Here is a 20,754-nt window from a genome sequence, read left to right as displayed (position 1 = left end):
CGCCAGCAGCGCTCCCAGACCGCCGGTGCCGCCGGTGACGAGCACCCGGCCCTCGGCGTCCCAGACCGCCGCTTCGGAGCTTGCGCCCGGTACCCGGGCCAGTCGCGCGGCCGTGATCCCGCCCTCGCGAATGACCAGCTGCGGTTCATCCACTGCAAGGGCCTGCGGCAGTACGGCCAGGGACGTAGCGGCCGCGTCCAGGTCCACCAGGCCGAAGCGGCCCGGGTTCTCCGTCTGAGCCGAACGCACCAGACCCCACACCGAGGCGGCGGCCAGATCAGTGCCGCTCACCGCGCCACGCGTCACGAACACCAGACGCGAACCGGCGAACCGCTCCTCCTCCAGCCACGCCTGCAACTGACCCAACGTCCGGGCCACCAGACCGTGGACGGAGCCGACCGTGTCGTCGCCGGACACTCCGGCCACGGGGACCAGGACCACATCCGGCAGAGTCGTAGCGGCAGCCACCGACGCCAGGTCCGTGTGCGGAGCCATGCCCGGCAGGGCTTCCACCAGCCCGAACCCGTCCGGCCCCACCAGCGCCACCGACTCGGTACCGGCCGATTCGGCCACCCGCACCGGCGTCCAGTCCACCCGGAACATCGCGTCGCGGGCCGGTGCCTCCGAGCCGCTGAGCTGCTCGCCCGACACCGCGCGGACCAACAGGGATTCCACCGACGCGACGGGCGCGCCCGAAGCGTCGGCCATCGTGATCGCGAGAGCGTTCTCACCGGCCGGGGACAGCCGGACGCGCAGCGCCGAGGCGCCGGAGGCGTACAGCGAGACGCCCTCCCACGAGAAGGGCAGCCCGCCGCTCTCCGTGCCGGCCGCGGCCGGCAGTGCGGCGTGCAGGGCCGCGTCGAGCAGGGCGGGGTGCAGGCCGAAGCCGTCTGCGTCGCGCTCGACGCTCTCGGGCAGCCGCACCTCGGCGAAGACGTCGTCGCCCCGGCGCCATGCCGCCTCCAGGCCCTGGAAGGCCGGTCCGTACTGGAAGCCCTCCTCGGCGAACTGCTCGTAGCAGCCGTCCAGTTCCACCGGCTCGGCTCCGGCCGGCGGCCACTCCTCGGCGTCGAAGCCGGCGTGGGTGACAGCCGGTCCCTCCGTGAGCACACCTGTGGCGTGCTGTGCCCAGGGCGCGTCCACCGCGCCCTCGGGCCGCGAGTGGACCTCCACGACGCGCCTGCCCGACTCGTCGGGTGCGCCCACCGAGACCTGCACCTGCACCGCACCCTGCTCGGGCAGGACCAGCGGGGCGGCCAGGGTCAGGTCCTCGATCCGGTCGCAGCCGACCTCGTCACCAGCACGGATCGCGAGCTCCACGAAGGCCGTGCCCGGGAGGAGCACGCGTCCCATCACCACGTGATCGGCCAGCCAGGGGTGCGACCGCACCGACAGCCGGCTCGTGAACAGCACCCCTTCGCCGACCGCGAGCTCCACCGAGCCGTTGAGCAGCGGGTGCCCGGCGGGCGTGAGACCCACCGCGGTGGCGTCCACCACCGACAGCGCCGTACCGGCCGGCCAGAACCACTGACGCTGGAACGCGTACGTGGGCAGGTCGACCCGGCGGGCACCGGTCCCGGCGAAGAACGCCGACCAGTCGACGGGGACACCCTGGACGTGCAGCGTGGCCAGCGCGGTGACGGCAGCCGTCTCCTCCGGGCGGTTCTTGCGCAGGACCGGCACGAGGGCAGTACCGTCAGGCACCGACTCGGCGGCCATCGCGGACAGCACACCGTCCGGACCCAGCTCCAGGAACGTTCCGACACCCTCACCTACCAGGGTCCGTACCCCATCGGCGAAGCGCACGGCCTCGCGGACGTGGCGTACCCAGTACTCCGGAGAGCAGATCTCCTCGGCAGTAGCCACCAGTCCGGTGAGGTTGGAAACCACCGGCACCGAAGGCTCAGCGAAGGCCAAGCCCTCGACCACCGCGCGGAAGTCCTCCAGCATCGGCTCCATCAGCGGCGAGTGGAACGCATGCGACACCGACAACCGCGACGTCTTACGACCCTCGGCCGCCAGACGACCCGCGATCTCCAGCACCGCGTCCTCGGCACCGGCGATGACCAGCGCGTTCGGACCGTTGACCGCCGCGACCGACACCTCGTCGGTGAGGAACGGCAGCACCTCCGCCTCGGTCGCCTGGACGGCCACCATCGCACCGCCCGCAGGCAGTGCCTGCATCAAACGGCCTCGCGCCGCCACCAGTCGGCAGGCGTCCGTCAGCGAGAACACACCGGCCACATGCGCGGCCGCCACCTCACCGATCGAATGACCGGCCACGAACTCCGGGGTGATGCCCAGCGATTCCACCAGACGGAACAGCGCCACCTCGACCGCGAACAGCGCGGGCTGCGTGCAACCCGTCTCGTTCAGCGGACCGGCGTCGTCACCCCACATCACCTCACGCAGCGAGCCCTCCACCAGCGGCTCCAGCTCCGCCAGCACCGCATTCAGCGCCTCCGCGAACACCGGGAAACGCTCGTACAGCTCCCGGCCCATCCCCAGCCGCTGCGCACCCTGACCCGAGAACAACACCGCCAGCGGTCCCTCGCCGGTCGCAACGCCGCGTGCCGCTTCGGTCAGGCCGCCGTCGTCCGAGGCCAGCAGCACCGTGCGGTGGTCGAACAGCGACCGGCCCGTGGCCAGCGAGAGCCCGACGTCGACCGAAGTCGCCGCCGTGTCGTCCGCCGCGAAGGACCGCAGCCGGTCCACCTGGGCGTCGAGCGCAGCCTCGGTCCTGGCGGACACCACCCACGGCACCACGCCCGGCGAAACCACCGGCTCCCGGCTCGGCTCCTTCACCGAGGGGGCCTGCTCGACGATGACGTGCGCGTTGGTGCCGCTGATACCGAACGACGACACGCCCGCCCGGCGTACCCGATCGGCCTCGGGCCAGGCGGTGTTCTCCGTCAGGAGCTCGACCGCGCCCGCCTCCCAGTCCACGTGCGAGGACGGGGTGTCGGCGTACAGGGTCTGCGGCAGGACACCCTGCCGCATGGCCATGACCATCTTGATGACACCGGCGACACCGGCCGCGGCCTGCGTGTGACCGATGTTGGACTTCACCGAACCGAGCAGCAGCGGACGCTCCCCGTCACGGTCCCTGCCGTACGTCGCCAGGAGTGCCTGCGCCTCGATCGGGTCACCCAGCGTCGTACCCGTACCGTGCGCCTCCACCGCGTCCACGTCCTCAGGGGACAGACCGCCGCTCGCCAGCGCCTGGCGGATCACCCGCTGCTGCGACGGACCGTTCGGAGCCGTCAGACCGTTCGAAGCACCGTCCTGGTTGACCGCGCTGCCGCGGACGACCGCGAGGACCTGGTGGCCGTTGCGCCGGGCGTCGGAGAGACGCTCCAGCACCAGCATGCCGACACCCTCCGACCAGCCCACACCATCGGCCGAATCGGAGAACGCCTTGCAGCGACCATCGGCGGCCAGGCCGCGCTGACGCGAGAACTCCACGAACACCGACGGCGTCGACATGACCGTCACACCACCGGCCAGCGCCAGCGAGCACTCGCCGCCTCGGAGCGCCTGAGCGGCCCAGTGCATGGCGACCAGCGACGACGAGCACGCCGTGTCCACCGTGACCGCCGGGCCCTCCAGGCCCAGGGTGTAGGACACCCGGCCGGAGGCGACGCTCGCGGCGCTGCCGTTGCCGCGGAATCCCTCGAACTCCTCGCCCGTCAGGGCGTTGCCGTAGTCGTTGTACATCACGCCGGCGAAGACACCGGTCTGGCTGCCGCGCAGCGACGCCGGATCGATACCGGCCCGCTCGAACGCCTCCCACGACGCCTCCAGCAGCAGACGCTGCTGCGAGTCGGTCGCGAGGGCCTCACGCGGGCTCATCCCGAAGAATTCCGGGTCGAACTCACCCGCGTCGTGCAGGAATCCGCCGGAGCGGGTGTACGACGTACCGGCGTGTTCCGGGTCCGGGTTGTACAGACCGTCGACGTCCCAGCCACGGTTGGCCGGGAAGTCGGAGATCGCGTCGGTGCCCTCGGTGACGAGCCGCCACAGGTCCTCGGGCGAGCTCACCCCGCCCGGGTACCGGCAGGCCATGCCGACCACGACGATCGGGTCGTCGGCCACCGCGGTCCGCGAGAGCTTCGGCACGACCGGCTCGGCGTCCGGTCCGCCCATCAGCTCGTCGAGGATGTACGAAGCCAGGCTCCGCACGGACGGGTAGTCGAAGACCAGCGTGGCGGGCAGCCGCAGTCCGGTCGCGGTGTTCAGCCGGTTGCGCAGCTCGACCGCCGTGAGCGAGTCGAAGCCGAGGTCGCGGAAGGCCCGTCCGGGGTCGACCTCGTCGCCCTTCGCGTGGCCGAGCACCAGGGCGACCTGGCCGCGGACCAGGTCCAGCAGCACCTCGTGCCGCTCGGTGCCATCCAGACGGCCCAGCCGCTGCACGAGGCCGGCGGCCGTGCCCGACCCGGCCACGACGGCCCGGCGGGAACGGGTGCGGACCAGGCCGCGCAGCAGCGCGTGCACCTCGCCCTGGGCGCGCAGCGCGGGCAGGTCCAGCCGCACCGGCACCACCACGGGCGCGTCGGTGGCCAGGGCCGCGTCGAACAGCGTCACGCCCTGTTCCGCCGACAGCGGCGGCACGCCGGAGCGCGCGAGGCGCTCGGCGTCCGCGTCGGCCAGGGTGCCGGTCATGCCGCCCGTCCGGTCCCAGGGGCCCCACGCCAGTGACACACCGGGCAGCCCCTCGGCGCGCCGGTGTTCCATCAGTGCGTCCAGGAAGGCGTTTCCGGCCGCGTAGTTGCCCTGACCGGCGCCGCCCAGGAGGCCGGACATCGAGGAGAACACCACGAACGCCGACAGGTCCAGGTCGCGGGTCAGCTCGTGCAGGTTCCACGCGGCGTCGACCTTGGGCCGCAGTACCGCCGCCATGCGTTCGGGGGTCAGCGAGCCGATGACACCGTCGTCCAGCACGCCCGCGGTGTGTACGACCGCAGACACCGGGTGTGCGGCGAGGAGCGCGGCCAGCGCGTCGCGGTCGGCGACGTCGCAGGCCACGACCTGGGCGTCGGCGCCGTGGGCCGCCAGTTCGGCGACCAGTTCGACGGTTCCGGCGCTCTCGCCGCCGCGCCGGCTGGCGAGCAGCAGCCGCCGCACGCCGCGCTCGGCGACCAGGTGGCGGGCGAGGACGGCGCCGAGGCCGCCCGTGCCGCCGGTGATCAGTACCGTGCCGTCCGGTCCCCAGTCGGGGCCCGCGTCCGGCAGGCCCGCGGTCATCCGCGTCAGTCGGCCCGCCAGGACCTCACCGTCGCGGACGGTCACCTGCGGCTCGTCCGCGCCGAGCGCCGCGGGCAGGAACTCCACGGACGACGCGTCGTCGAGGTCGACCAGGCCGAAGCACCCGGGGTTCTCCGTCTGCGCCGAACGCACCAGACCCCATACGGCCGCGGCGGCCGGGTCGGCGCCGCCGACCGCGCCGCGGGTGACGAACACCAGGCGCGAGCCGACGAACCTCTCCTCGGCCAGCCATTCCTGCAGCCGGCCCAGGACCTCCGTGGTCGTCTCGTGGGCGGCGGCCACCGGTGCGGTGTCCGTGCGCCCGGCGACGCCCACCAGCACCACACCGGGTACCGGGGCATCGGATGCCACCAGCGACGCCAGATCGCGGTGGACCGCGACATTCGTTCCGGTCGCCGTCAGTGCGTCGGCCAGGCCGAGGACGTCCGGTCCGGCCACGGCCGTCGGCCGGTCGGCCACGGCCTCGGCCCGCACGGGAACCCAGTCGGTCCGGAACAGCGCGTTGCGGCTCAGCGATGCCGCATCGCTCAGCTGCTCGCCCGAAACGGCCCGTACGAGCAGGGAGTCCACCGAGGCGACGGGCTCTCCGGTGGTGTCGGCCACGGCGATCGACACCGTGTCCGCACCGGTCCGGAAGAGTCGTACCCGCAGTGCCGACGCGCCGGTGGCGTGCAGCGTGACGCCCTCCCAGGAGAACGGCAGCCCGCCCTCGCCGCCGTCGCCGGCGAGCAGGGAGGCGTGCAGGGCCGCGTCCAGCAGAGCGGGGTGCAGACCGTACGCGGCGGCGTCCGCCTGGACGTCGTCGGACAGTACGACCTCGGCGAACACCTCGTCGCCGCGCCGCCATGCGGCCCGCAGGCCCCGGAACACCGGGCCGTACGCGAAGCCGAGCTCGGCGAACCGCTCGTAGCAGCCCGTCACGTCGAGCGGCTCGGCACCCGTCGGCGGCCACACCACGGCGTCGAAGTCCGTGCCGGCCGGTTGCACGCCGCCGGCGAGCACACCCGAGGCGTGCTGCGACCAGGACTGTTCGTCGGCGCCCTCGGGCCGGGAGTGGACCGTGACGGTACGGCGGCCGGTGTCGTCGGCGACGCCGACGCGCAGCTGTACCTGTACGGCGCCGTGCTCCGGCAGCACGAGCGGTGCGGCCAGGGTCAGTTCCTCCACCCGGTCGCAGTCGACCTCGTCACCGGCGCGGATCGCCAGCTCCAGCAGGGCCGTTCCCGGCAGCAGGACGCGGCCCAGCACGGCGTGATCGGCCAGCCACGGGTGCGACTGGAGCGACAGGCGGCCGGTGAACAGCACCCCTTCGCCGTCGGCCAGTTCCACCGCGCCGTTGAGCAGCGGGTGGCCGACCGAGGTGAGGCCGACGGCGGCCGCGTTCGCCGCCCCGGTCGAACCGGTCGGCCAGTACCACTGCCGCTGGAACGCGTACGTCGGCAGCTCCACCCGGCGGGCGCCCGTCCCGGCGAAGAACCCGGCCCAGTCCACCGGGACTCCGGCGGTGTGCACACGGGCCAGTGCGGTGAGCGCGGCCGCTTCCTCGGGCCGGTTCCCGCGCAGTACGGGCACCACGGTCGCCGTCCCCTCGGACAGGGACTCCTGGGCCATGGCGGAGAGCACACCGTCCGGGCCCAGCTCGAGGAAGGTCGTCACACCGTGGTCGGCGAGCGTCCGCACGCCGTCGGCGAAGCGGACCGTTTCGCGGACGTGCCGCACCCAGTACTCCGGGGAGCGCAGCTCCTGCGAAGTGGCGGGCCGGCCCGTGAGGTTGGAGACCACCGGGACCGTGGCTTCGGCGAACGACAGGCTGTCGACCACCGCCCGGAAGTCCTCCAGCATCGGCTCCATCAGCGGCGAGTGGAAGGCGTGCGACACCGACAGGCGCGATGTCTTACGACCTTCCGCCGCGAGGCGGCCCGCGAGGCCCAGCACCTCGGCCTCGGCACCGGCGATCACCACGGACGAGGGGCCGTTGACCGCGGCGATCGACACCTTCTCGGTCAGCAGCGGCAGTACCTCGGCCTCGGTGGCCCGGACGGCCACCATCGCGCCGCCCGTGGGCAGCGCCTGCATCAGCCGGCCGCGCGCGGCCACCAGGCGGCACGCGTCCGCCAGGGACAGCACCTCCGCCGCGTGGGCGGCGGCCAGCTCGCCGATGGAGTGCCCGGCCAGGAAGTCCGGCCGCACCCCCCACGAGCTGACCAGCCGGAACAGCGCCACCTCGACCGCGAACAAGGCGGGCTGGGTGTGACCGGTCTCGTTCAGCGGGCCGGCGTCGTCACCCCACATCACCTCACGCAGCGAGGTGCCCAGCAGCGGCTCCAGCTCGGCCAGTACGGCGTCCAGGGCCTCGGCGAAGACGGGGAAGCGCTCGTGGAGCTCGCGGCCCATGCCGATCCGCTGGCTGCCCTGCCCGGAGAAGAGGAACGCGAGCTTGCCGCCCGAGACCGAGCCGCTGACCGTCGCGGCACCGGGATCGTCGCCGGCCAGGGCCGCCAGCTCCCGCACCGCGTCCGCGAGGTCACCGGCCAGGACGACGGCCCGGTGTTCGAAGCCCGTGCGCTGGGTGGCGAGGGAGAAGGCCACATCGGCCGGGCGCGGCGCGGAGAGCGCCTGGACGTGCGACAGCAGGCGTGCCGCCTGGCCGCGCAGTGCCTCCGGTGACTTGCCCGACAGCACCCACGGCACGAGGCCGGGCTCCGTCGCGGCGGCGTCAACAGCGGCGGCGTCGGGAGCCGTGCCGTCGGGAACGTTGCCCTCGGTGAGGGGTTCGTCGGCGGTCGGGGGCTGCTCCAGGATCAGATGCGCATTGGTGCCGCTGATACCGAAGGACGACACACCCGCGCGTCGCGCACGGCCCGAGTCGGGCCACTCGACCGGCTCGGTGAGCAGTTCCACGGCGCCCGCCGACCAGTCGACATGCGTCGAGGGCTCGGTGACGTGCAGGGTGCGCGGCAGCAGACCGTGCCGCATCGCCATCACCATCTTGATGACACCGGCCACACCGGCCGCGGCCTGGGAGTGGCCGAGGTTCGACTTCACCGAGCCGAGCCACAGCGGGCTCTCGGCGTCCCGGTCCCGGCCGTAGGTCGCCAGGAGTGCCTGCGCCTCGATCGGGTCGCCGAGCTTGGTGCCGGTGCCGTGGGCCTCGACCGCGTCGACGTCGGCCGGGGACAGACCGCCGCTGGCCAGGGCCCGGCGGATGACGCGCTGCTGCGACGGACCGTTCGGAGCCGTCAGACCGTTGGACGCACCGTCCTGGTTGACGGCCGAGCCGCGCAGCACGGCGAGCACGGGGTGACCGTTGCGCCGGGCGTCGGACAGCCGCTCCAGTACGACCATGCCCGCGCCCTCGGACCAGCCGACACCGTCGGCCGAGTCCGAGAACGCCTTGGACAGACCGTCGGGTGCGAGACCGCGCTGGCGGGCGAACTCCACGAACGTCTCGGGAGTCGACATCACCGTCACACCACCGGCCACCGCGAGCGAGCACTCACCGCTGCGCAGGGCCTGCGCGGCCAGGTGCATGGCCACCAGCGACGACGAGCACGCCGTGTCCACCGTGACCGCCGGGCCCTCGAAACCGAAGGTGTACGAGATACGGCCGGAGGCCACGCTCAGGGCGCTGCCGTTGCCGCGGAAGCCCTCGAACTCCTCACCTGCCAGCGTCGCACCGTAGCCGTTGTGCATGGCACCGGCGAAGACACCGGTCTGGCTGCCGCGTAGCGTCACCGGGTCGATGCCGGCCCGCTCGACGGCCTCCCAGGAGAGTTCCAGCAGCAGCCGCTGCTGGATGTCCGTCGCCATCGCCTCGCGCGGGCTCATCCCGAAGAACCCGGGGTCGAACTCGCCGGCGTCGTGCAGGAACCCGCCGGACCGGGTGTAGACGGTCCCCGTCCGCTCCGGGTCGGGGTCGTAGAGGGAGTCGAGGTCCCAGCCGCGGTTGGTCGGGAAGCCCGACATCGCGTGGCCGCCCTCGGAGACGAGCCGCCACAGGTCCTCGGGGGAGCTGACCCCTCCGGGGTAGCGGCAGCTCATGCCGACGACCACGATCGGGTCGTCCGCCTGGGTGACCGTTCGGGTGGGTTCCGCGAGGGCCGGCTCGGTGTCCGGGCCCGTCAGCTCCTCCAGCAGGTGGTCCGCCAGCACCCCGACGGTGGGGTAGTCGAAGACCATCGTGGCGGGCAGTCGCAGCCCGGTCGCGGTGTTCAGCTTGTTGCGCAGCTCGACGGCCGTGAGGGAGTCGAAGCCGAGGTCGCGGAACGCCCGCTCCGGGTCGACGTCGTCACCGCTCGCGTGACCGAGCACCAGGGCCGCCTGGGCGCGCACGAGGTCCAGGAGGGCTTCGAGCCGTTCGGCCCGCTCCAGCCTGCTCAGCCGCTGCGGCAGGTCGGCCGTGGCGGCGGGCCCGGCCACCGCGGTGCGCCGGGAGCGGTCGCGGATCAGGCCGCGCAGCAGCGCGGGGGCCTCGCCGCGCGTGCGCAGCACCGGGAGGTCCAGCCGTACGGGGAGCACGGCGGGTTCACCGGTGGCCAGGGCGGCGTCGAACAGTGCCAGTCCCTCTTCCACCGACAGCAGCGGCATGCCCGCGTCGGCGGCGCGGCGGATGTCGCGGTCGTCGAGGGTGCTGGTCATGCCCGCGCCCTGCTCCCACGCGCCCCACGCCAGGGAGACCGTGGGCAGGCCCTGGGCGGCGCGGTGGTGGGCGAGCGCGTCCAGGAAGGCGTTGCCCGCCGCGTAGTTGCCCTGTCCCGCGCCACCGAACGTGCCGGACACGGACGAGAACGTCACGAAGGCGGCGAGGTCGAGGTCGCGGGTCAGTTCGTGGAGGTGCCAGGCGGCGTCGACCTTCGGGCGGAGCACGGTGGCGAGTCGCTCGGGGGTGAGCGAGGCAATGACACCGTCGTCCAGGACACCCGCCGTGTGCACCACGGCCGTCAGCGGGTGCTCGGCCGGGATCCCGGCCAGCAGACCCGCCACGGCGGCACGGTCGGCGATGTCACTCGCGACAACGCTGACCTCGGCGCCGTGCGCCGTCAGCTCCTCACGGAGCTCCACCGCACCCGGAGCGTCCGGACCACGACGACTGACCAACAGCAGATGACGAACCGAACGCTCGGTGACCAAGTGGCGGGCCAGCTCGGCCGCGAGACCACCGGTACCACCGGTGATCAGCACCGTGCCGTCCGGGTCCCAGGCGCGGGGCAGGCTCAGCACGATCTTGCCGACGTGCTTGGCGAGGCTCATGTAGCGGAACGCGTCGCGTGCCCGCCGGATGTCCCACGTCCTGACCGGGACCGGACTCAGCACGCCCGCGTCGAACAGCCCCATGAGGGCGTCCCACATCGGCTGGATGTGGGCAGGGTCCACCCATCCCAGGTCGAACGACACGTAGCGGATGTCCCGCAGGTCCGCCGCGTCCCGGATGTCGGTCTTGCCCATCTCGATGAAGCGACCGCTGGGGGTCAGCAGCCGCAGTGACGCGTCCACGAACTCCCCTGCCAGGGAGTTCAGTACGACGTCGATACCGCCGTCGCCCGCGACGGCCGCGAACGCCGCCTCGAAGTCGGTGGTGCGCGAGGAGGCGATGTGGTCGTCGGCCACGCCCAGCGCGCGCAGGACGTCCCACTTGCCCTCGCTCGCCGTGGCGAAGACCTCCGCGCCCAGGTGGCGGGCGATCTGGATCGCCGCCATGCCCGCGCCACCCGCGCCGGCGTGGATCAGGACCTTCTCGCCCCGCCGCAGACCGGCCAGCTCGACCAGCCCGTAGTACGCGGTGAGGAACACCAGCGGCACCGAAGCGGCCGTCTCCCACGACCAGGCGTCGGGCACACGCGCCAGACGCCGTTCGTCGGCGACGACCAGCGAGCCGAAGCCGCCGACCACCACGCCCATGACGCGGTCGCCGGGGCGCAGCCCCGTCACGTCGGGGCCGACCTCGAGGACGACGCCGGAGGACTCGGAGCCGAAGACACCGGCGTCACCGGGGTACATGTCCAGCGCGTTCAGCACATCGCGGAAGTTCAGCCCGGCCGCCCGTACCCCGATCCGTACGTCGCGCCCGGTCAGCGGCTCCAGCACCTCCGGGCAGGGGGCCAGTTCGAGGCCGTCCAGGCTGCCCTTCGCCCGGCTGCCCAGGCGCCACGGCCCGTCGGCCGGCGGGACGAGCCCGCCGCTCGACGCGGTACGGGCCAGCCGGCCCGCCATGATCTCGTCATCGCGGACGATCAGCTGCGGCTCGTCCGTACCGAGCGCGCCCGGCAGTCCGGCCGCCGACGACACGGACGCGTCCAGGTCGACCAGGCCGAAGCAGCCGGGGTTCTCCGTCTGCGCCGAACGCACCATGCCCCACACGGAGGATGCGGCCAGGTCGGCGACGCCACCGGCGTCCACGGCCACGGCACCCCGCGTCACGAACACCAGACGCGAACCGCCGAACCGCTCGTCGGCCAGCCACTGCTGCAGCCGGCCCAGGGCCAGGGCCGTCGCCTCGTGCGTGGCGTCGATCACGGTCGCGTCGGCATCGCCGATGACGGGCACCAGGACTACGCCCGGCACGGGACCGTCCGAGGCCGCGAGCGCCCCGAGGTCCGGGTGCACCGTGACGTCGACGTCCGCGGCGCGCAGCGCCTCGGACAGGCCGAGGACATCGGCCCCGGCGACAGCCACCGGTCCCACGATCGCGATGTCGGCCGCTACCGGGGACCACTCCAGGCGGAAGAGGGAGTCACGGTCCCGGGTGTCGGCCTCGGCGAGCTGGTCGGCCGAGATCTCCCGGGCCAGCAGCGAGTCGATGGTGGCGACCGGAGCGCCCGAGGTGTCGGCGATGTCGATCGCCAGGGCACCGTCCGCGGCGCGCGACACCCTGACCCGCACGGTGGAGGCGCCGGAGGCGTGCAGCGACACGCCCTCCCACGAGAAGGGCACCGCCTGGCGCTCCGAGCCGAGCAGTCCGCCCGCGTGCAGCACCGCGTCGAGCAGCGCCGGGTGCAGACCGAACGCGTCCGGGGCCGCCTGCGCCGCGTCGGGCAGGCCGACCTCGGCGAACACCTCGCCGTCGCGCAGCCACGCCGCCCGCAGCCCCTGGAACTCGGGCCCGTACGCGAACCCGTCCTCGGCGCGGGCCTCGTAGAAGTCGGTCAGATCCACCGGCTCGGCGCCGGCCGGCGGCCACACCGTCGCGTCGAACGGGGCGTCGGCGGCACCGGTCCCCGGGACCAGCACACCCATCGCGTGCTGGGTCCACGGCACGTCCACCGCGCCCTCGATCCGCGAGTACACGCCCACGGACCGGCGTCCGGCGTCGTCGGCCCCGCCGACCCGCACCTGGAGCTGGACCGCGCCGCGCTCGGGCAGGACGAGCGGCGCGGCGAGCGCCAGGTCCTCGATCCGGTCGCAGCCGACCTCGTCACCGGCGCGGATCGCGAGCTCGACGAAGGCCGTGCCCGGGAGGAGCACGCGTCCCATCACGGCGTGGTCGGCCAGCCACGGGTGCGACCGCACCGACAGACGGTTGGTGAACAACGCGCCTTCGCCGTCGGCCAGTTCCACGGCGGCACCGAGCAGCGGGTGTCCGGGGGACGCCTGCCCCACGGCCCGCATGTCGCCGGGGTTGCTCAGCATCCCCGCAGGCCAGAACCGCTCGTGCTGGAAGGCGTAGGTGGGCAGGTCCACCCGGCGGGCGGCGGTCCCGGCGAAGAACGCCTCCCAGTCGACCGGTACACCCTGCACTTGGAGCCGTGCGAGAGCGGTGACGACGGCCGTCTCCTCCGGGCGGTCCTTGCGCAGAACCGGGACCGTCACGGTCTCCTCGGCCACCGACTCGGCGGCCATCGCGGACAGCACACCGTCCGGACCCAGCTCCAGGAACGTTCCGACGCCCTCGGCCGCCAAGGTCCGTATCCCGTCGGCGAAGCGGACCGCTTCACGGACGTGGCGCACCCAGTACTCGGGCGAGCACAGCTCCTCGGGGGTAGCCACCTGCCCGCTGAGGTTCGAGACCACCGGCACCGACGGCTCAGCGAAGGCCAAGCCCTCGACCACCGCGCGGAAGTCCTCCAGCATCGGCTCCATCAGCGGCGAGTGGAACGCATGCGACACCGACAACCGCGACGTCTTACGACCTTCAGCCGACAGACGGCCGGCGAGCTCCAGCACCGCGTCCTCGGCACCCGAGACGACCACCGACGACGGACCGTTGACCGCCGCGACCGACACCTCGTCAGTGACGAACGGCAGCACCTCGGCCTCGGTCGCCTGCACGGCCACCATCGCACCGCCCGCAGGCAGCGCCTGCATCAAACGGCCTCGCGCCGCGACCAGTCGGCAGGCGTCCGCCAGCGAGAACACACCGGCCAGATGCGCGGCCGTCACCTCACCGATCGAATGACCCGCCAGGAAGTCCGGCTTCACACCCCACGAACGCACCAGACGGAACAACGCCACCTCAACCGCGAACAACGCGGGCTGCGTGCAACCCGTCTCGTTCAACGCCCCGGCATCATCACCCCACATCACCTCACGCAGCGAGCCCTCCACCAACGGCTCCAGCTCCGCCAGCACCACATCCAGCGCCTCCGCGAACACCGGGAAACGCTCGTACAGCTCCCGGCCCATCCCCAGCCGCTGCGCACCCTGACCCGAGAACAGCACCGCCAGCGGACGATCGACCGCCGCCACACCACGCGCCGCCTCGACCACACCGTCAGCCGACGACAACAACACCGCACGGTGCCCGAACAGCGACCGTGAGGTCGCCAGGGAGAGGCCCAGGTCCACGGGCGCGATGTCGGCGCGCTCGGCCGCGAAGGTCGTGATCCGGTCCAGCTGCGCGTCCAGCGCGGCCTCGGTCCGGCCCGACACCACCCAGGGCACCACGTCCGGTGACACCGTCGGCTCCGGGGCCGGCGCGTCGGCGAACGGTGCCTGCTCGACGATGACGTGGGCGTTCGTCCCGCTGATACCGAACGACGAGACACCCGCCCGCCGCACCCGGCCCTCGGGCCAGGCCGTCTGCTCCGTCAGCAGCTCCACCGAGCCCGCCGACCACTCCACGTGTGTCGAAGGTTCCGTCACGTGCAGCGTGCGCGGCAAGACACCCTGCCGCATGGCCATGACCATCTTGATGACACCGGCCACGCCGGCCGCGGCCTGCGTGTGACCAATGTTGGACTTCACCGAACCGAGCAGCAGGGGACGCTCCCCGTCCCGGTCCCGGCCATAGGTGGCCAGCAGTGCCTGCGCCTCGATCGGGTCACCCAGCGTCGTACCCGTACCGTGCGCCTCGACGACGTCCACGTCGGTCGACGACAGGTGGCCGCTCGCGAGGGCCTGGCGGATGACGCGCTGCTGCGAGGGTCCGTTGGGGGCGGTCAGCCCGTTCGACGCACCGTCCTGGTTGACGGCCGAGCCGCGCAGTACCGCGAGGACCTGGTGGCCGTTGCGCCGGGCGTCGGACAGCCGCTCCAGCACCACCATGCCGACACCCTCCGACCAGCCGACACCGTCGGCCGAGTCGGAGAACGCCTTGCAGCGGCCGTCGGCGGCCAGGCCGCGCTGACGTGAGAACTCCACGAAGGTGTTGGGGGTGGACATGACCGTCACACCGCCGGCCAGCGCCAGCGAGCATTCGCCGGCGCGCAGGGCCTGGGCCGCCCAGTGCATGGCGACCAGCGACGACGAGCACGCCGTGTCGACCGTGACCGCCGGGCCCTCCAGCCCGAAGGTGTAGGAGACGCGGCCGGAGGCGACGCTCGGCGCGCTGCCGTTGCCCCGGAAGCCCTCGAACTCCTCGCCCGTCAGGGCGTTGCCGTAGTCGTTGTACATCACGCCGGCGAAGACACCGGTCTGGCTGCCGCGCAGGCTCACCGGGTCGATCCCGGACCGCTCGATGGCCTCCCACGACGTCTCCAGCAGCAGACGCTGCTGGGAGTCGGTGGCGAGGGCCTCGCGGGGGCTCATGCCGAAGAACTCGGCGTCGAACTCGCCCGCGTCGTGCAGGAAGCCGCCGTGCCGGACGTGGGTCCTGCCCGGGTGGTCCGGGTCGGGGTCGTACAGACCGTCGATGTCCCAGCCACGGTTGACCGGGAAGCCGGAGACCGCGTCGGCGCCCTCGGTGACCATCTGCCACAGGTCCTCCGGCGAGTCCACGTCACCGGGGTACCGGCATGCCATGCCGACGATCACGATCGGGTCGTCGGCGACGGGGGTCGTGGCCCGTACGGGGACGGGGGCGGCCGCTTCCGCCTCGGCGCCGAACAGCTCGTCCAGCAGGTAGTCGGCCAGGACTCCCGGGGTCGGGTAGTCGAAGACGAGGGTCGCGGGCAGTCGCAGGCCGGACGCCGTGTTGAGGCGGTTGCGCAGTTCGACCGCGGTCAGGGAGTCGAAGCCCAGGTCCTGGAACTGGCGGGCCACGTCGACGGAGCCCGCGCCGGCGTGGCCGAGCACCAGGGCCACCTGGCTTCGCACCAGGTCCAGCAGGACCTCGCGGCGCTCCTCACCGGTGAGGGGGACGAGTCGCTGCACGAGGGAGTCGACGGCGTTCGAGGACTGGGCGACGGCGCGGCGGGTGGGGACCCGGATGAGTCCGCGCAGCAGCGGGGGGATGTCGCCCTTGGCGCGCAGCGCCGGCAGGTCGAGGCGTACCGGCAGTGCCACGGGCTCCGTACCGGCCAGGGCCGCGTCGAAGAGTGTCACGCCCTGTTCGACGGAGAGGGGCGGCATGCCCAGCCGGGCGATGCGCTCGACGTCCACGTCGGTCAGCTCGCTCGTCATGCCCACCGACTGGGTCCAGGGGCCCCAGGCCAGGGACACGCCCGGCAGGCCCGCGGCGCGGCGGTGGGCGGCGAGGGCGTCGAGGAAGGCGTTGCCCGCCGCGTAGTTGCCCTGTCCCGCGCTGCCGAGGGTGGCGGACACCGACGAGAAGACGGCGAAGGCGGTCAGGTCCGCGTCGCGGGTCAGCTCGTGCAGGTTCCACACCGCGTCGACCTTGGGCCGCAGCACGGCGCTCAGGCGCTCGGGGGTCAGGGAGCCGATGACACCGTCGTCGACGACACCCGCGGTGTGCACGACGGCCCGCAGCGGGTGGGCGTCGTCGATGGTCTCCAGCAGCCCGGTCAGCGCGGCGCGGTCGGAGACGTCGCAGGCGGCGACGCGCACGTCTGCGCCCTGTGCGGTGAGTTCGGCGACCAGTTCCTCGGCGCCTGCGGCGGAAAGGCCCCGGCGGCTGACGAGCAGCAGCCGTCGGGCACCGCGGCCGGTGACGAGGTGACGGGCCAGCACGGCGCCCAGGCCGCCGGTGCCGCCGGTGACCAGGACCGTCCCGTCGGGGTCCCAGACGGCCTCGGGGGTGGTGTCCGGCACCGAGAGACGGGCCAGTCGGGCGGCCAGCGGCTGTCCGTCGCGGACCGCCAGCTGCGGCTCGTCGACGGCCAGCGCGGCCGGTACGGAGGTGAGCGAGGCGGCAGTGGTGTCGAGGTCCAGCAGGCCGAAGCGGCCCGGGTTCTCGGTCTGCGCGGAGCGCACGAGGCCCCACGCGGCGGCCGCGGCGAGGTCGGTGGGGGCGTCTCCGGCAACGGCCACCGCGCCTCGGGTCACGAAGACCAGGCGCGCGTCGGCGGACCGCTCGTCGGTCAGCCAGCGCTGCGCCAGGCCCAGGACGGCGCCGGTCACGGCGTGCGTCGCCGCGGCCTGCTCCGCGCCCGGCTCGCCGGTCACGGGGACGAGCACGACGTCGGGCACCGGGGTGCCCGCGGTGAACAGGGCGTCCAGGTCGGCGTACACGTCGGTGGTAGTGCCGGTGGCGCGCAGCGCGTCGGTCAGGGCGGCGGTGTCGGTGCCGACGACGGCGACCGGTCCGGTGGCCGTCACGGGCTCGGCCCGTACGGCGGACCATTCCACGCGGAACAGGGAGTCCCGGCGTACGGAGTCGGCCTCGGTCAGCTGCTCGGTGGGCACGCGGCGGGAGACCAGGGAGTCGACGGTGGCGACGAGGCCGCCGGTGGTGTCCGCGACGGCGATCGAGACCATGTCCTCGCCGGTGCGGGACAGCCTGGCCCGTACGGCCGAGGCGCCGGAGGCGTGCAGGGACACGCCCTCCCAGGAGAACGGCAGTCCGCCGTGGCTGATCGCGCCGAGGTCGCCGAAGGCGGCGGCGTGCTGGGCGGCGTCGAGCAGCGCGGGGTGGAGGCCGAACGCGGCCGCGTCGGCCTCCCCGCCCTCGGGCAGGCTCACTTCGGCGAACACCTCGTCGCCGCGCCGCCACGCGGCCCGCAGGCCCCGGAACAGCGGTCCGTAGTCGAAGCCGATCTCGGAGAGGCGTTCGTAGCAGCCGTCCAGGTCCACCGGCTCGGCGCCGGCCGGCGGCCACACGGTGGTGTCGAAGCCGGCTGCGGCCGTGCCCGTGCCGGGGGCGAGGACACCGGTCGCGTGCGCGGACCACGGGGCGTCGAGGGCACCCTCGGCCCGCGAGTACATGCCCACGGTCCGGCGCCCGGCGTCGTCGGCCGTGCCGACCCGCACCTGGAACTGGATGGCGCCCTGTGCGGGCAGGACCAGCGGGGCGGCCAGCGCCAGCTCCTCGACGCGGTCGCAGCCGACCTCGTCACCGGCACGGATCGCCAGTTCCACGAAGGCCGTGCCGGGCAGCAGCACCCGGCCCTGGACGACGTGGTCGGCCAGCCACGGGTGCGACTGGACCGAGAGGCGGCTGGTGAACAGCGCGCCTTCGCCGTTGGCCAGTTCGACCGCGGCACCGAGCAGGGGGTGCCCGGCGGAGGCCAGGCCGGCGGCACGCATGTCGCCGGTGTTGCCGGCGACGCCCGCGGGCCAGAACCGCTCGTTCTGGAACGGGTAGGTGGGCAGGTCCACCCGGCGGGCGCCGGTGCCGGCGAAGAACGCCTGCCAGTCCACGCGGACGCCGCCGACGTGCAGCCGGGCCAGCGTCGTCACGGCCGCGGTCTCCTCGGGCCGGTCCTTGCGCAGGACGGGCACCACCACGGTGCCCTCGGGCACCGACTCGGCGGCCATCGCCGAGCAGACCCCGTCGGGGCCGAGCTCCAGCAGGGTGCCGACGCCCTCGGCCACCAGGGCCCGTACCCCGTCGGCGAAGCGCACGGCCTCGCGGACGTGCCGCACCCAGTACTCCGGGGTGCGGATCTCCTCCGAGGTGGCCGTGCGGCCCGTGAGGTTGGACATCACCGGGATCGACGGTGCCTGGAACGTCAGGCCGGCGACGACGGTGCGGAAGTCGTCGAGCATCGGCTCCATGAGCGGCGAGTGGAAGGCGTGCGACACCGACAGCCGCGACGTCTTACGACCGTCGGCGGCGAGACGGCCGGCGAGGCCGAGAACCGCAGCCTCCTCCCCCGCGACCACCACCGACGAGGGGCCGTTGACCGCCGCGATCGACACTCCGTCGGTCAGCAGCGGCAGCACCTCCTCCTCGGTCGCCTGCACCGCCACCATCGCACCACCGGACGGCAGCGCCTGCATCAAACGACCCCGCGCGGCCACCAGACGGCAGGCGTCCACCAGCGAGAACACCCCCGCCACATGGGCCGCCGCGATCTCACCGATGGAGTGACCGGCCACGAAGTCCGGGGTGACGCCCCACGACTCGACCAGGCGGTACAGCGCGACCTCTATGGCGAAGAGCGCGGGCTGCGTGAAACCGGTTTCGTCCAGCGCCGCGGCGTCGTCGCCCCACATCACGTCCCGCAGGGGGCGGTCCAACAGCGGGTCCAGCTCGGCGAGCACCGCGTCCAGCGCCTCGGTGAACACGGGGAAGCGGCCGTACAGTTCGCGGCCCATGCCGAGCCGCTGCGAGCCCTGGCCGGAGAACACCACCGCGAGCAGGCGCTCGTCCGCCGCGGCCACCCCGCGGGCGGCCTCGACGACGCCTTCGCCGGAGGCCAGCAGCACCGTGCTGTACTCGAACACCGACCGGCCGGCGAGCGAGAGGCCCACGTCGAGCGGCGTGGCGTCGGGGTGCTCCGACGCGAACGTCGTGATGCGGTCCAGTTGCGCGTCCAGCGCCGCCGGGGACCTGCCGGACACCACCCACGGCACGACGCCCGGCGTCACCGTCGGCTCCTCGGCGGCCGGTGACGGGGCGGCCGGGGCCTGCTCGACGATGAGGTGCGCGTTCGTGCCGCTGATGCCGAAGGACGAGATGCCCGCCCGGCGCACCCGGCCCGCGTCGGGCCACCGCACGGACTCCGTCAGCAGCTCCACCGAGCCCGCCGACCACTCCACGTGCGACGACCGCTGGTTCAGGTGCAGCGTCCGGGGCAGGACGCCGTTGCGGATCGCCATGACCATCTTGATCACACCGGCGACGCCCGAAGCGGCCTGGGCGTGACCGATGTTGGACTTGAGCGAGCCGAGCAGCAGCGGGCGTTCCCGGTCCTGACCGTAGGTGGCCAGGAGGGCCTGGGCCTCGATCGGGTCGCCGAGGGTCGTGCCGGTGCCGTGGGCCTCGACCGCGTCCACGTCGGCGGGCGCGAGGTGCGCGTTCTCCAGGGCGGCGCGGATCACCCGCTGCTGGGAGGGGCCGTTGGGGGCGGTCAGGCCGTTGGAGGCGCCGTCCTGGTTGACGGCCGAGCCGCGCAGCACCGCGAGCACCGGGTGGCCGTTGCGCTGGGCGTCGGAGAGGCGTTCCAGGATGAGGATGCCGGAGCCCTCGCCCCAGCCCGTGCCGTCGGCGTCCTCGGAGAACGACTTGCACCGGCCGTCGGCGGCCAGGCCGTTCTGCGCGGTGAAGGAGACGAACGCGCCGGGCGTCGACATCACCGTCACACCGCCGGCCAGGGCGAGGTTGCACTCGCCGCCGCGCAGCGCCTGCGCGGCCAGGTGCAGGGCGACCAGCGACGCCGAGCAGCCCGTGTCGACGGTGACGGCGGGGCCTTCGCAGCCGAGCGTGTAGGACAGCCGCCCGGAGATGACGCTCGCCGCGTGCCCGGTGGTGGAGTACAGCTCGGCGTCCTCGTCGGAGCCGTTGATGACGGTGCTGTAGTCCTGGCCGGTGGTGCCGACGAACACACCCGTCTGGCTCTCCCGCAGGGACGCGGGGTCGATGCCGGCCCGCTCCAGCGCCTCCCAGGACACCTCCAGCAGCATGCGCTGCTGGGGGTCCATCGCCACCGCCTCACGGGGGGAGATGCCGAAGAAGCCGGGGTCGAACTCGGCCGCGTCGTAGACGAACCCGCCCTGCTGGGCGAGGCTGCTGCCGGGGCCGTCGCCCGCGAGGGCGCCCAGGTCCCAGCCCCGGTCGGTGGGGAAGTCGGTGATCGCGTCGCGGCCCTCGGCGACGAGTCGCCACAGGTCCTCCGGTGAGGCCACACCTCCCGGGAAGCGGCAGCCGATGCCGACGACCGCGATCGGTTCCACCGCCGCAGCGACCAGTTGTTGGTTCTGTTGCCGCAGCCGCTCGATTTCCTTCAGGGACGACCGCAGCGCTTCGACGTATTGGTTGGTGGAGGTGTTCAT

At 73.4% G+C, this 20,754-nt stretch carries 1 protein-coding gene (only partly in view); it reads right to left on the bottom strand.

Annotation, left to right across the window (positions count from 1 at the left end; genetic code table 11):
• A protein-coding gene (locus tag JO379_RS34320) for a type I polyketide synthase (RefSeq protein WP_209518061.1) crosses the window boundary here: on the bottom strand, positions 1-20,754 show its 5' portion. 11,574 nt of this gene lie to the left of the window's left edge; the window shows 20,754 of its 32,328 coding nt (coding positions 1-20,754); the start codon lies at positions 20,752-20,754; its stop codon lies off the left edge, out of view.

Source organism: Streptomyces syringium (genome assembly GCF_017876625.1).
In the GTDB taxonomy this organism is placed as follows: Bacteria; Actinomycetota; Actinomycetes; order Streptomycetales; family Streptomycetaceae; genus Streptomyces; species Streptomyces syringius.
Note: the sequence above shows the minus strand (reverse complement) of the source record. Positions and strands in the feature narration are given on the sequence as shown.